Annotated in this window: 12 protein-coding genes; 2 read left to right on the top strand and 10 right to left on the bottom strand. The window is 66.0% G+C overall.

The window, feature by feature from the left end; translation table 11 throughout:
• Positions 1–85 precede the first annotated feature (85 nt).
• Positions 86–526, top strand: coding sequence for a hotdog fold domain-containing protein (locus HNP49_RS17675; RefSeq protein WP_184685485.1), 441 nt, complete (start codon positions 86–88; stop codon positions 524–526).
• Between the two features lie 84 nt (positions 527–610).
• Here HNP49_RS17675 and HNP49_RS17670 read toward each other — a convergent pair whose 3' ends face one another.
• From HNP49_RS17670 to HNP49_RS17625, 10 genes are all read right to left on the bottom strand, one after another.
• Positions 611–1,525 carry an FAD:protein FMN transferase gene (locus HNP49_RS17670; protein WP_184685483.1) on the bottom strand — a complete coding sequence of 305 codons (915 nt, stop codon included), beginning with the start codon at positions 1,523–1,525 and terminating at the stop codon, positions 611–613.
• Positions 1,515–3,722, bottom strand: a complete 2,208-nt coding sequence (locus tag HNP49_RS17665) for a PepSY domain-containing protein (RefSeq protein WP_184685481.1) — start codon at positions 3,720–3,722, stop codon at positions 1,515–1,517. Before HNP49_RS17665 ends, HNP49_RS17670 begins: the two co-directional genes overlap by 11 nt.
• 10 nt (positions 3,723–3,732) lie before the next feature.
• Positions 3,733–4,200, bottom strand: a complete 468-nt coding sequence (locus HNP49_RS17660) for a DUF2271 domain-containing protein (RefSeq protein ID WP_184685479.1) — start codon at positions 4,198–4,200, stop codon at positions 3,733–3,735.
• 102 nt (positions 4,201–4,302) lie between these two features.
• Positions 4,303–5,286, bottom strand: a complete 984-nt coding sequence (locus tag HNP49_RS17655; protein ID WP_221445293.1) for a LysR family transcriptional regulator — start codon at positions 5,284–5,286, stop codon at positions 4,303–4,305.
• An 84-nt stretch (positions 5,287–5,370) separates the two neighbouring features.
• Positions 5,371–6,819, bottom strand: coding sequence for a diaminopimelate decarboxylase (lysA, locus tag HNP49_RS17650; RefSeq protein WP_184685477.1), 1,449 nt, complete (start codon positions 6,817–6,819; stop codon positions 5,371–5,373).
• A gap of 46 nt (positions 6,820–6,865) precedes the next feature.
• On the bottom strand, positions 6,866–7,639 hold the full coding sequence (locus HNP49_RS17645; protein ID WP_184685583.1) for an ATP-binding cassette domain-containing protein: 774 nt from the start codon (positions 7,637–7,639) through the stop codon (positions 6,866–6,868).
• Between the two features lie 5 nt (positions 7,640–7,644).
• The gene (locus tag HNP49_RS17640; RefSeq protein ID WP_184685474.1) at positions 7,645–8,388 is read right to left on the bottom strand and encodes an ABC transporter permease; all 744 of its coding nucleotides are present in this window, start codon (positions 8,386–8,388) and stop codon (positions 7,645–7,647) included.
• A complete protein-coding gene (locus tag HNP49_RS17635) occupies positions 8,385–9,110 on the bottom strand; it encodes an ABC transporter permease (protein ID WP_184685472.1) in 726 nt (241 codons plus the stop codon). The genes HNP49_RS17640 and HNP49_RS17635 overlap by 4 nt, the downstream gene beginning before the upstream one ends.
• Positions 9,111–9,176: 66 nt before the next feature.
• Positions 9,177–9,965, bottom strand: coding sequence for an ABC transporter substrate-binding protein (locus tag HNP49_RS17630; protein ID WP_184685470.1), 789 nt, complete (start codon positions 9,963–9,965; stop codon positions 9,177–9,179).
• A gap of 394 nt (positions 9,966–10,359) precedes the next feature.
• On the bottom strand, positions 10,360–11,799 hold the full coding sequence (locus tag HNP49_RS17625; protein ID WP_095939067.1) for a PLP-dependent aminotransferase family protein: 1,440 nt from the start codon (positions 11,797–11,799) through the stop codon (positions 10,360–10,362).
• A 145-nt stretch (positions 11,800–11,944) separates the two neighbouring features.
• Between HNP49_RS17625 and HNP49_RS17620 the strand changes: the two genes are divergently transcribed.
• Entirely contained in the window at positions 11,945–12,346 is a 402-nt protein-coding gene (locus HNP49_RS17620) for a hypothetical protein (protein WP_184685468.1), read from the top strand.
• Positions 12,347–12,358 lie beyond the last annotated feature (12 nt).

Below are 12,358 nucleotides of genomic sequence, written 5' to 3'. Positions count from 1 at the left end.
GGCTTGACGAAGCGGGCAATCGCAGAATATTGTTCTTTTACAGAATACTGTTCTGTTAATTTATTCCCACAGACCAGAGGTCGAGATGAACCAGGTTCTCAGCATGTTCAACAGCGCAGGTCCCGAAGCATTCAGCAAGATGGCCTGCCAGATGGCGCCCTACTTCACCACCATCAATCCGCTGATCGCCGAGTTGCGCCAGGGCGGGGCCACGGTGAAGGTGCCCTTCTGCCGCGAGATCACCAACCACCTGGGCACCGTGCATGCCATAGCCCTGTGCAACGCCGCCGAGCTGGCCGCCGGGATGATGACCAACGTATCCATACCCGGTGGCGCACGCTGGATTCCCAAGGGCATGACCGTGGAGTACCTGGCCAAGGCCAAGAGCGAAGTGACAGCGATGGCCCTTGGCGATGAGATCGACTGGAACAGCGAAGGCGACAAGCTGGTGCCGGTTGAGATCCGTGATAGCGAAGGCAAGACAGTGTTTACAGCGCGCATCACCATGAACGTCAAACTCGCCTGATAGCCATAAGAGTTGGCAAGAAGTCCCCCGTGCTGACCGCCCTGGGGGATTAAGCTGATCAGCCCTCTTGCGAGTTGCCTTGGGTCAGAGCCCGACCGTCACCTCGCGCAGCGCATCGCCTTCGCGCAGCACGAAGATGGCGGCCAGGCCTTGGCGCTCGGCTAGCTCCCGGCCACGTTCAGGACCCAGCACCATCAACGCGGTGGCCCAGGCGTCGGCGTACATGCAGCTGGCGCACAGCACCGAGACGGAGGCCAGGTTGCTCTGCAGCGGCGCGCCGGTGGCAGGGTCCATGGTGTGTGAATAGCTCTGGCCGTCGCGCTCGCGCCAGTGGCGGTAGTCGCCGGAGGTGGCGATGGCGATGTCGGACAGCTCCAGCGCGCCCAGCACCTCGCGCCGGCCCCGCAGCGGTCGCTCCAGCGCCACCTTCCACGCACTGCCGTCGGCCTTCAGGCCACGGGCGCGCATCTCGCCGTCGATGCCGACCAGATAGGACGTGATGCCCTGAGCCTCCAGGCAGCGCGCCATCTGGTCCACGGCAAAGCCCTTGGCGATACCGTTAAGGTCCAGCGTCAGCGGCCCATGCTTGCGCACCCGTTTTCCTTCGGGGTCGATCTCCAGTAGCTCGCTGGCGCGCCCGGAGCGGCCCGGGGCACAGCCAACCAAAGATGGCGGGCCAAAGCCATAGGCCGTGACCAGCTCACCCACCGCGATCTCGAAGGCGCCATCAGAAGCAACACTCACCTGCACTGCACTGAGCAGCACCCAGAGCAGCTCGTCCGGCACCTCCAACCACTGCCCGCAAGGCGCGGCGTTCAGGCGCATCAGGTCAGAGTCCGGCTTCCAGGTAGACATCTGCCGGTCGACCCGATCCACCTCTGCCTGCAACGTGGCGCCGAGAGCGTCGGTATCCAGCCCGGCGAGGGCCTGCAGTACGGCGCTGAAGCGCGTGCCCATGGTCGGCCCGCTCAGGCTATAGCGCAGCATCTCAGTAGACATCCTCGCGATACCTCCCCTGCAAGCGCAGTTGTTCGAGGCTTTCGCCCAGAGTCTGCAGCACCGGCTCGATCACCGCGCGCACACCGGCCGCCATCTCCCGCGAACCGCAGACCAGCACTTGGGCGCCCTGCTGCAACAGCAGGCTCAACTGCTGCGCGTCCTCGCGCAGGCGATCCTGCACATAACACGGTTCCAGCCCCTGGGAGAAGGCCAGGCGCAACCCGGTCAGGCGACCCTCGGCCAGGTAGCTTTCCAGCTCGCGACCGTAGAGGAAATCCGCCTGCGGGTCGCGCCCGCCCCAGTACAGGTGCAGCGGGCGCTGGTTGACGTTTTTGCGTACAAAGCCGATCAGCGGGGCGACCCCAGTGCCGGCACCGATCAGAATCACCGGGTGGCGGCCAGCCGCAGGGCGAAAGTCCGGGTGCGGCTGGATGAAACCTTCCACGCAGTCGCCCGGCTGCAGGCGATGCAGCAGGCCGGAACAGTACCCGCCCGGCTGGCGGCGCACGCAGATTTCCACGGCGCCGTCCTCGTCACTGCTGGCGATCGAGTAGAAGCGCGGTGCCAGGCCCTCACCCGGGCGGATGGCCAGCAGGTCACCCGGCGAGAAACGGGCGCGGCGCTGCCACAGACGAGCCGGTCCACGCGCACGCGGCTCGGGCTGCAGCGCGAAACGCAGGATGGCCGCCGGCGACTCGCTCTCTTCGCCGTAGAGTTCGCGACTGAGCAACTCCAGGCGCTGCAGGGCCACATGCGGCTGCGCCGGCAACAGTTGCAGCGCACAGCCCAGCCACTGCCCCAGGCCCTGCGCTAACTGCTGCAGCGCAGCCGGCTCGCTCCGGTCGATGCACTGCAGGGGCAGCGCCAGCGCGTGTCCCTGGCGCTCGAGCTGCTGCGCCACCTGCCGGGCAAAGCCACAAAAATGCTGGAAGCGCGAGTCGCCAAAGCCGACCACGGTGGTATGCAGATGCTCAGGCAGCGGGCTCTGCTCAAGGCGCTGGAGAAAGTCGCGGGCAGAGTCCGGCGCCTGGCCATCACCATGGGTTGCGGCCAGCAGCACAAGCTTACGGGCCTGCGGATAGTGCGGCTGCAGCTGGTTCATGCTGGCCACGTGTACGCGCTGGCCGGCGGCCTGCAACTGGGCTAGCAACTGACGGGCGTAGTGCCAGGTACTGCCACTCTGGCTGCCGACCAGCACGACGACCTGCGCCTGCTCGGCCGGCACATTGCCGCGCAGTTCGCCGGTCAGGCGCCTGCGCTGCCACCAGGCCAGCAGGCCCGAACCGGTGAGAAACAATAGCGCCGAGGAGCAGCCGGCCAGCAGCAGCGACCAGAACGGCGAACCGGCGCCGGTGTGCAGCACATAGGCGGTTTCCGACAGGCGCTGGGCCAGTCCATAACGCTGGAAACTGATCCACTGACCACTGGCGGCATTCACGAAGCCCTCGCCGGTGGCCGTGCGCAGGGTGAAGTAATTGCCCTCGTCCCTGTCGGCCGGAAACTCCAGCTCGCGCAGGTCCTCCAGCGCCAGGTTGCGCAGCGCCGACAGGTTGCCCAGAGGGGCGGCCGGCTGCGCATAGACGGCGTCGGGATAGTTGGCGCCCTCCTCGCCGCTAGCGATCAGTTCCAGACTGACGGCCGACAGGTACAGCCCACTCAGGGCCAGCACCACCACGACGGGTAGCGTCCAGCGCGCCACCACCGTGTGCCAGTGGGCCAGGCCCCGGCCCGGCGCGATGGGCAACAAGAAACGACGCCAGCCGCCCAGGCGGCGGGCCAGCAGCCAGGCGCCGCTCAGGCTCAGCAGCAACAGGCCCAGCGCCGACAGGCCACTGAGCCAGCGACCGGCCGAGCCGAGCAGCAGATCACGGTGCAGATCACGCAGACCTTCCATCAGGGCAGAGGGCTCATAGGAGCCGAGCACCGCGCCGCTGGCCGGATCGACCCGCAGCACACCGCTGTCCTCGGCCGTGCTGAAGGCCACGCGCAGCACGCCACTGGGCGCGCGCTCGATGCGTTCGATGCCCGGTACGGCGGCGGCAACCCGTTCGGCCATCTGCGCCACGCTGTCGGTGGTGGTTGGTGCCTGCAGCTGTTCGCTCAGCTGGTTGCCGGCCAGTATCAGCCCGGTGGCGGCCGAGAGCAGAAGCAGCAGGCCCAGCGCGAGACTGGCCAGCAGATGAATACGCTGCGACATGACACTGCCCTCAGAATTGGTAGCCGAAGCGTTCGACGTAGCCCTGGGCTCCGCCCGAGGTCTGGCCAGGCTGCGCGGTGAGCGGCAGGCGAACCTCGGCGCGGTTGTCGCGCTTGTCCTCGACGGCACTGTCGATGCGGATCTCGTAGCCCGCATCAATCAGCGCGTCTTCCAGCTCGACGGCCACCTCCAGCGTCTCGCCGCTGCCGACGCTGGCGCCGGTCAGGCCGTCGAACTCCGAGCGCTGATTGCCCGAGCGCACCCAGTCGCGCAGGTGCTTGTAGTACTTGGCCTTCTTGCCGGACACCCAGAGGGTGCGCTGGTAATTGCCCTGGGCATCGGTGACGTAGAAGGCCAGATAAGCCTCGTTGCCCCGGTACTCATTCAGCGTGGTCTGCAGGGTGATCTCGCGGGCCTGGGCAGCCAGGGGCAGCGCGGTGGCACCGGCGAGGGCGAAGGTAATGGCGGTCTTGTGCATGGCGAACCTCTCCAGAAGGAATGGTTCGACCTTAACCGGGCTGCCTGAAACCAGGCTGAATGGCCCAGCCCATGGGCTTAAGATGGACTTAAGGCGCCCCTGCTAGCCCCTGAAATACCGCTCGCGCACCTCGTCCACCGCAGCGTCGCGCAGCAGGGCGATGAACAGCTGTTCGACGTCGCTCAGCAGCTGGTTCTCCGGCGTCACTAGGTACACCTCGTTGACCGGCAGCTCGTCGTAGGGTGGCAGCTGGAACAGCAGGTTCTGCGCAACAAAGGGTTTGGCGCCCTCCACGGTCAGGGCGCCGAAACCGAGGCCGGCGAGGATCAGCCGGCGGATTTCCTCCTCGTTGGGCGACACCGCCACCAGCCGGCCCCAGAACTGCTGTTCGGCACGCACGTTGTTCACCGCGCTAAGGCCCTCGCCGGGCTGGTCGCTCTCGAACGACACATAGGACAGACCACGCAGGTCGGCGCTGGTCAGGTCCCGGCGGCCGAACAGAGGGTGCGTCGGGCCGCAGTAGAAGGCCATCTGCTCGTAACCGAGCAGGTCGAAGTGCAGGCCGGTCTGGGCCGTCTTCTTGTTGCTGATGCCGATGTGCAGGCGATCCTGCGCCACGGCGTCGACGATGTGCGCGCTGGGCTCGGAGCTGAGGCTGATCAGCACGTTGGGGTACTGCTGGTGGAAGCGCAGCAGCGCCGCGTCGAAAGGCCGGCAGCTGACATGGCTGGCCACCTGAATCTGCAGCTCGCCGAGCACCGCGCCGGCCTCACCGGCGAACTGCTCGGCCATCTGCTCCATGATGCTGCCGGCCGAGGACACGTACTCGTACACCCGCAGGCCCTGCTCGGTGAGGGCAAACATGCCCTTGCGCCGCTGGATCAGGCGCATGCCCAGGTGCTCTTCCAGGCGTTTGAGCGCATTGCTCACGCTCGGCTGGCTGAGCGACAGGCGCCGTGCGGCACCGGTGATGCTGCTTTCCTCGACGATGACGAGGAAGGTGTACAGCAGGTTCCAGTCCAGATTGCGCAGCAGGCGCTCGCGCGGCGACAGCATGATCGGCGTTTCTCCCAGGCAGGCCGTCATGGTGGCGGCTCCTGGCAGACCTTAGCATTGCCGCAGGCCTGAAAGGCAGCACAGAGCTGCCTCTCAGGCGACACACCGTTGTGCTCAGTCGACATCATGGCTGAGCAGGTCGGCGTACTCGGCGCGGCGGCGGATCAGCCGGCTGCCCTGCTGAAGATCGACCAGCACGGCGGCCGCCGCCTGACGACCGCAGTACTGGCTCATCATCTCCAACGCGTAGGCGCCGACATCCAGCAGCGCGATCACATCGCCCTGCTCCGTGGCCGCCGGCAACTCGCGCAGGTTGGGCTGGTGCACCAGCACCTGCTCCAGCACCTCGCGATGCTCGGCCAGGGCCGGCTGCTCGGCGATCAGCTCGGCCACCGCGCCCTCGCCCTCGATGTCGTAGTAGGTGTCGCTGCTGTCGCACAGCGGGCCGGCCATGCGGAACAGCGCGGTGTCGCGGTCATCGCTGCGCGAGGCGTTGAGCATGTGGAAGTACCAGCTGTTGTACAGGTCGAACAGCACGCTGTAGCCGGCGTCCAGGTAGAACACCGGAGTCTGGCGCGCCTTGTGCGCCTCGATGCGGGTCAGCAGGATGGCGGTGTCGCTGACCATGCTGCGCCCCGGCTCGACGATGATCTCGATGCCCTGCCCCAGCGCCTGGCTGATCGGGCGGATCAGCTGCTGGGCCAGGCGGGCGAAGTCGATGTCGGTGCGGTAGTTCTCGCGGTAGTGCGGCGCCACCGTGGCGAAGTTTTCCTCGGCGCTGCTGTAGTTCTTGGCGAAGCCGCCGCCCAGGTTCACGTGCTCCAGGGCATAGGGCAGGCGCTCGCTCACCTCGCGCACGTAATCGATGAGGAAGGCCGCCTCGGCTTGGTACACCGCGATGTCGGTGATCTGGGTGCCGATATGGGCGTGCACGCCAACCATCTTCACCGCCTGCGGCTGAGCGAGGATGCGCTCGATGGCCTCGGCCTGCTCGTCGGCGGTCATGCCGAACTTGGAGCTGGAGGTGCCGGTCTGCCAGCCGGCGGCGGCGCCGCCACGGATCTCCGGGATGATGCGCAGCGCCACGCGGGCCTGGCGGCCCAGCTCGACGGCGACCGTGATGATGCGGTCGAGCTCGGACAGCGAATCGACGTTGATCGAGCCGATGCCGGCCTCGATCACCTCGCGCAGCTCCTGCACCTGCTTGGCCACGCCGTTGAACACCATTTCGCCCGGGGCGAAACCGGCCACGCAGGCCTTGTGGAACTCGCCGCCGGAGTTGACTTCCAGGGCCAGGCCACAGTCTTTGAACACCCTGAGTACGGCGAGGTTCGCGCAGGCCTTGCTGGCGAAGCAGACGCGGGTATTGGCGTGTTCGCGGCGAAAGTTCTCAAGGATGTCGCGGGCATTCTTGCGCAGGCGCGCCTCGGAATAGACGTAGAGCGGCGAGCCATAGCGCTCGACCAGTTCGACGGCGCTGACGCCATCAATCAGCAGCTGGTTGTTGGCGCTAGTGAGGTGCGCACCACGCTTCCACGGGTGCAGGGAAACGACTGAAGTCATGTCGGGGACTCTTTTCAGTAAAAGTAGGCAGTAAGAAAAAGGGAAATCAGTGCTGGGTCGCCAGCAGGCGTCGCAGGTTGGCCGACTGTGGGTCGCCGAAGAGTTGCTCGGGCGTACCCTGCTCCTCGATGCGGCCCTGGTGCAGGTAGACCACGCGCGAGGACACCTCGCGAGCGAAGCGCATCTCGTGGGTGACCATGATCATGGTGCGGCCCTCCTCGCCCAGCTCGCGGATCACCCGCAGCACCTCGCCGACCAGCTCGGGGTCGAGCGCCGAGGTCGGCTCGTCGAACAGCATCACCTCCGGGTCCATGGCCAGGGCACGGGCGATGGCCACGCGCTGCTTCTGCCCGCCGGACAGGCACTCGGGGTAGACCTGGCACTTCTCCAGCATGCCGACCCGCGCCAGCAGGCTGCGCGCCTTGGCCTCCACCTCCTCGCGCGGGCGGCCGAGGACGATGCAGGGGCCCATCATCACGTTCTCCAGCACGCTCATGTGCGGCCACAGGTTGAACGACTGGAACACCATGCCGAGGCGCGTGCGCACCCGCTCGATCTGCCGCTGGAAGCGCTTGGAGCGATTGCCGCGCGAGTCGGCGGCCAGCTCCAGCTCCTCGCCGTGCACCCGCAGGGTGCCGCTGTCGGGGAATTCCAAGAGGTTCATGCAGCGCAGGAAGGTGCTCTTGCCCGAGCCGCTGGAGCCGATGATGCTGATCACCTCATGCTTGTGGGCAGTCAGCGACACGCCCTTGAGCACCTCGGTGCCGTCGTAGGACTTGTGCAGGTTCTCCACCTCCAGGGCGGCCTGCGGATGGTGCATGGTGGTCATGGGGCCACTCCTGTGGAAAGGCGGGTGAACAGGCCGCGACGCTTGCCCGGCTGGGCGCTGCGACAGTGCAGATGGCGGGTCAGGCAGCGCTCCAGACGGCGCCAGAGCAGCACGAAGATCGTGGTCATCAGCAGGTAGAGCACGGCGGCCCAGAAGTACACGGACAGATCGAAGGTCTGCGAGAAGGCGCGGCGGGTCTGGCCCATCACGTCGAGCACGGTGATCACGCTGACCACCGCGCTGCCCTTGAGCAGCAGGATCAACTCGTTGCCCAGCGCCGGGAACGCGATGCGGTAAGCGTTGGGCAGGATGATCCGGCGATACAGCTCAAGCTTGCGCAGACCCAGGGCGATGCCCGCCTCGATCTGCCCGCTGGGCACGGCACGCAGGCCGCCGCGGAGAATTTCCACCTGGTAGGCGGTGGAATTGAGCACGAAGGTCAGCAGCGCGCAGTAGTACGGATCACGGAAGAACCACCACAGCCCCGCCTCGGTCAGCGGCACGCGGAACTGCCCGGAGCCGTAATAGACCAGGAACAGCTGGGCCAGCAGCGGCGTGCCGCGAAAGAACGACACGTACAGACGCACCGGCCAGCGCCAGGCGGCGCTCGGGCTGCGCCGCAGCAGCGCCAGCGGCAGCGACAGGCAGAACGCCAGCAGGGAGGCGATCAGGGTGATCTGCAGGGTCAGCCCGGCGCCGGACAGCAACTGCCCGGAAAAACGTTCGAGGATGTCGATCATGCTGCGCGCCCCTCACGTTCGAAGCCCCGGTTGGCACGCTGCTCCAGCCGGGCCAGGCCCCATTCACAGAGCAGGCAGATGGCCCAGTAGACCAGGCACACCACGGCGAAGAACAGGAAGGGCTTCTTGGTCACCCCAACCGCCACGTTGGCCATACGCATCAGGTCGTTCAGCGCGATCACCGACACCAGCGCGGTGTCCTTGATCAGGCTGATCCACAGGTTGCCCAGCCCCGGCAGCGCCAGGCGCAGCAGCTGCGGCAGCTCGATCAGGCGGAAGATGGTCAGCCGGCGCACGCCGATGGCCTGGGCCGCCTCCAGCTGGCCACGGTCCAGCGACTGCCAGGCACCGCGCCAGACCTCGCTGGAGTAGCCGGCGAACACCAGGCCCAGGGCGATCACCCCGGCCAGGAAGGGACTCAGCTCGACCGGCGTCGCCCCCGGGCTGAGCCACTTGAGCAGGCTGTTAAGCGCCAGGCCCACGCCGTGGTAGATGATGAACAGAGTCAGCAATTCCGGTAGACCGCGGATGGTGGTGCTGAAGGAGGCCGCAAGGCCGCGCCACAGCGCCCGCCGGCACAGGCCGAGCGCCGCCACGGCCAGGCCCAGGGCCAGGCCGACCGGCAGGCTGGCCGCCGCCAGCGCCAGGGTTACGCCCAGGCCGCGCAGCAACTCGTCGCCCCAGCCGCCACCGGTAAAACTCAGGTAGGAGAGCCACTCCATAGAACAGCCTCTTCTCGATCAGAAGGAAGAACAATGCGAAGCCCGGGCCCCTGCGGGCCCGGTGCATCACTTCTGCAGGGTCAGCAGGTTGACCGAGAAGTACTTGTCGTTGATGGCCTTGTAGGTGCCGTCGGCGATGATCGCGGCCAGCGCCTGGTTGAGCTGCTCGCGCAGGGCGGCGTCTTCCTTGCGCAGGGCGATGCCGACGCCCTCGCCCACGTACTTGGCCTCGCTGATGGGCGCGCCGGCCAGCACGCAGCAGGCGCCGTCCTCGCTCTTTTGCGTCCACTCCAGCATCGGAATCATGTCGCCGACCTGGGCATCCAGACGACCGGAGGCCAGGTCGAGGTTCACCGCGTCCTGGGTCGGGTACAGGCGCACGTCGGAGTCGGGGAACATGGCCGAGAGGTAGTCGCCCTGGGTGGTGGAGCCCTGGGCGCCGATGGTCTTGCCGGCCAGGCCCTTGGGCGAGAAGTCCTTGAGGTCCGAATCCTTGGGCACCACGAAGGTCATGGCCGACTTCTGGTAGGGCTCGGTGAAGGCGACCTTCTGCTTGCGCTCCTCGGTGATGAACATTGAGGCGATGATCAGGTCGTACTTGTCGGCCAGAAGCGCCGGGATGATGCCATCCCAGTCCTGGGCGACGAACTCGCAATTGGCCTTCATCTGGGCGCACAGGGCGCGGCCGATCTCGATGTCGAAGCCGCCCAGCTGGCCGTCGGCGGTGAAAAAGTTGAAGGGTGGGTAGGCGCCTTCGGTGGCGATACGCAGGCTTTGGCCCTCGCTGGCCAGAACGGCGGTGGTCGGCAGGATGGCCGCAGCGGCCAGGATCAGGGAGCGCAGAGTCTTGTTCATCTTGTTGTCCTCTTGGGCAATGGATCGGTGAGGCCAGGGCTGCCCGCTGACTGGCGGGTCAGGCCTGCTTGCGGGCTAGAATCTGCCGCCATCACGCATTACTCAAATGTATCTTTGAAATCCAATACATAGCTCTCAGCTATATGAATGCGCACAGACAAAACGGCACCAGCAAGGAGCAATAGGTCGTCTAGATGACCCTATCGGTGCAGGGATGACCAGGCAGCGGCAAGCCCCGAAAGCTCGGCTCAAGCCCGAAAAACCGTGAAGACGATACGGCGTACGCTGCCCCAGCACGGAGCACGAAAAGGGAAAAAGCGTCCGCGAAGCCCTGACGAAAAAAACGGCTCAGGGAGCCGTTTTTAAGGAGAACAGAGCGGAACAGGCAGCCAAGTCAGTGACGCGCATCCGCCTCGGCACAGAGCTCACGGGCCAGTCGGCCGATGGTCTGAATCGCCCGTTCCGCTTCGCGGTTCCACGGGATGCCACAGGTCAGGCGCAAGCAGTGGTTGAACTGCTCCGTGGTGCTGAAGGTCAGCCCCGGCGACACACTGACCCCTTCAGCCAGTGCGCGCAGGTGCAGCTCCTGGGTATTGACCCGCGCCGGCAGGCTGACCCAGAGGATGAAGCCGCCGGCCGGCCGGGTCATCTGCGTACCCTCGGGGAAATACTGCTGCACCGCCAACTGATAGGCCGTGACGTTCTTGCGGTACTCCTGGCGGATATGCCGCAGATGACGGTCGTAACCGCCATTTTCCAGGTAGGCCGCCACGCCCATCTGGGTGACGCTGCAGGCCGAGTGGGTGCTGAAGGTCTGCAGACGCTGCACGGCCTCCTGATAACGCCCGGCGATGATCCAGCCGATACGCACGCCCGGCGACAGGGTCTTGGAGAAGCTGGAGCAGTAGATCACCTGGCCATTGCGATCATGGGCCTTGATGGCGCGGGCACCGTTGGGCTCGAACATCAGCTCGCCGTAGATATCATCCTCGATCACGGCAAAGCCGAAATCCTCGGCCATGTTCAGCAACTGCTTCTGGCGCTCCTCGGGCATGGTCGCGCTGAGCGGGTTGGACAGCCGCCCGGCCGTCACCAGCGCCTTGATCGGCCACTGACTGGCAGCCAGCTGCAGCGCTTCCAGGCTGATGCCGGTATTCGGATCACTGGGTATCTCGATGACCTTGAGGCCCAGCACATCAGCCAGCTGCAGCAGGCCGTAATAGGTGGGCGACTCTGTGGCGATCAGGTCGCCCGGCTGGGTCAGCACGCGCAGGGCCATATGGATGGCCTCGACGCAGCCATGGGTGATCACCACCTCACTGGGATCGACCACCACGCCGGCATCGCGCATGCGAATCGCCACCTGACGCCGCAGCGGCTCGTAGCCGGGGCTGAACATGTAACTGAACGCCTGCGGGCTGTTGAAGCGGGTGACCTTGGCGATCTGCTGATGCAGGGCACGCACCGGCAGGTAGGACACGTGCGGCACCGCCGCCCCCAATGGGAAGATGCCTTCACGGCGCGTGGCACTCAGGACTTCGCTGATGATGCTGCTGCGGGTGACGCAGGCGGGCTTCTCGACATGGGCAATGGCTGGCGTCGGTGCAGTCAGCGCGGCGGTCTGGTGCACGTAGTAGCCGGACTGCGGCCGGGCGCGGATCAGCCCCTGATCCTCCAGATTGGCATAGGCCTGCAGCACCGTGGCATGACTGACACTCATCTGTACGCTCAGCTTGCGTACCGAGGGCACGCGCTCACCCGGCTGATAGACACCGCGGCGGATATCCTCGGCCAGTTGCTGGGCGATGCGTTGGTAGAGCAACAGATTGGTCATGTTCGGGCTTCCTGCGTCACTGAACCGAAACAGTAGCGCAACACAGCGAAAAACAACCAGTACAGTTCATCAGGGAGTCGCCAGCACAGTCCGGCGCACGGCGCCTGTAGGCAAGCCGCGCCACGGCTGGCTATGATCAGTGCCCATGAACTCGTCTCTGCCCATCCGCTCTCCCTGCCCTCCCGGCGCCTGCACCTGCGACCGCGAGCAGCTGCTGCAGCTGCCCGGCACGGCCGCGCGCATCCTGCTGCTGACGCGTCAGGAGGAAAAGCGCTTGCTGGAGCGTCTGGAAAACATCCAGAGCTTGGAGGATCTCGAGCACATGCAGCGCCGCCTGCATGAGCAACTGGGCATTCGCCTCGAGATAGCCCCCGGGCACAACGAAGTGCGCAGCATGCGCGGCATCGGCATTCATATCGATGACCTGCCGGGGCTTTGCCGCAAGACCCGCCAGGCCATTCCGGCGGCAATCCGCCGGGGCCTGGAGAAGCACCCGGAAATCGCCTACCGCCTGCTGGATGCCCACGACCTGTTTCGCGGGCTTTAACCCCTGCAAACG

It is taken from the genome of Pseudomonas fluvialis, assembly GCF_014207935.1.
Taxonomy (GTDB): Bacteria; Pseudomonadota; Gammaproteobacteria; order Pseudomonadales; family Pseudomonadaceae; genus Aquipseudomonas; species Aquipseudomonas fluvialis_A.
Note: the sequence above shows the minus strand (reverse complement) of the source record. Positions and strands in the feature narration are given on the sequence as shown.

What these genes read in the sequence shown, in the direction of transcription:
- HNP49_RS17630 (WP_184685470.1), bottom strand. Translation starts at nt 9,965, where the DNA reads ATGAACAAGACTCTGCGCTCCCTGATCCTGGCCGCTGCGGCCATCCTG.
- HNP49_RS17660 (WP_184685479.1), bottom strand. Translation starts at nt 4,200, where the DNA reads ATGCACAAGACCGCCATTACCTTCGCCCTCGCCGGTGCCACCGCGCTG.
- HNP49_RS17640 (WP_184685474.1), bottom strand. Translation starts at nt 8,388, where the DNA reads ATGATCGACATCCTCGAACGTTTTTCCGGGCAGTTGCTGTCCGGCGCC.
- HNP49_RS17645 (WP_184685583.1), bottom strand. Translation starts at nt 7,639, where the DNA reads ATGCACCATCCGCAGGCCGCCCTGGAGGTGGAGAACCTGCACAAGTCC.
- HNP49_RS17635 (WP_184685472.1), bottom strand. Translation starts at nt 9,110, where the DNA reads ATGGAGTGGCTCTCCTACCTGAGTTTTACCGGTGGCGGCTGGGGCGAC.
- HNP49_RS17620 (WP_184685468.1), top strand. Translation starts at nt 11,945, where the DNA reads ATGAACTCGTCTCTGCCCATCCGCTCTCCCTGCCCTCCCGGCGCCTGC.
- HNP49_RS17655 (WP_221445293.1), bottom strand. Translation starts at nt 5,286, where the DNA reads ATGACGGCCTGCCTGGGAGAAACGCCGATCATGCTGTCGCCGCGCGAG.
- HNP49_RS17625 (WP_095939067.1), bottom strand. Translation starts at nt 11,799, where the DNA reads ATGACCAATCTGTTGCTCTACCAACGCATCGCCCAGCAACTGGCCGAG.
- HNP49_RS17675 (WP_184685485.1), top strand. Translation starts at nt 86, where the DNA reads ATGAACCAGGTTCTCAGCATGTTCAACAGCGCAGGTCCCGAAGCATTC.
- HNP49_RS17665 (WP_184685481.1), bottom strand. Translation starts at nt 3,722, where the DNA reads ATGTCGCAGCGTATTCATCTGCTGGCCAGTCTCGCGCTGGGCCTGCTG.
- HNP49_RS17670 (WP_184685483.1), bottom strand. Translation starts at nt 1,525, where the DNA reads ATGTCTACTGAGATGCTGCGCTATAGCCTGAGCGGGCCGACCATGGGC.
- lysA (WP_184685477.1), bottom strand. Translation starts at nt 6,819, where the DNA reads ATGACTTCAGTCGTTTCCCTGCACCCGTGGAAGCGTGGTGCGCACCTC.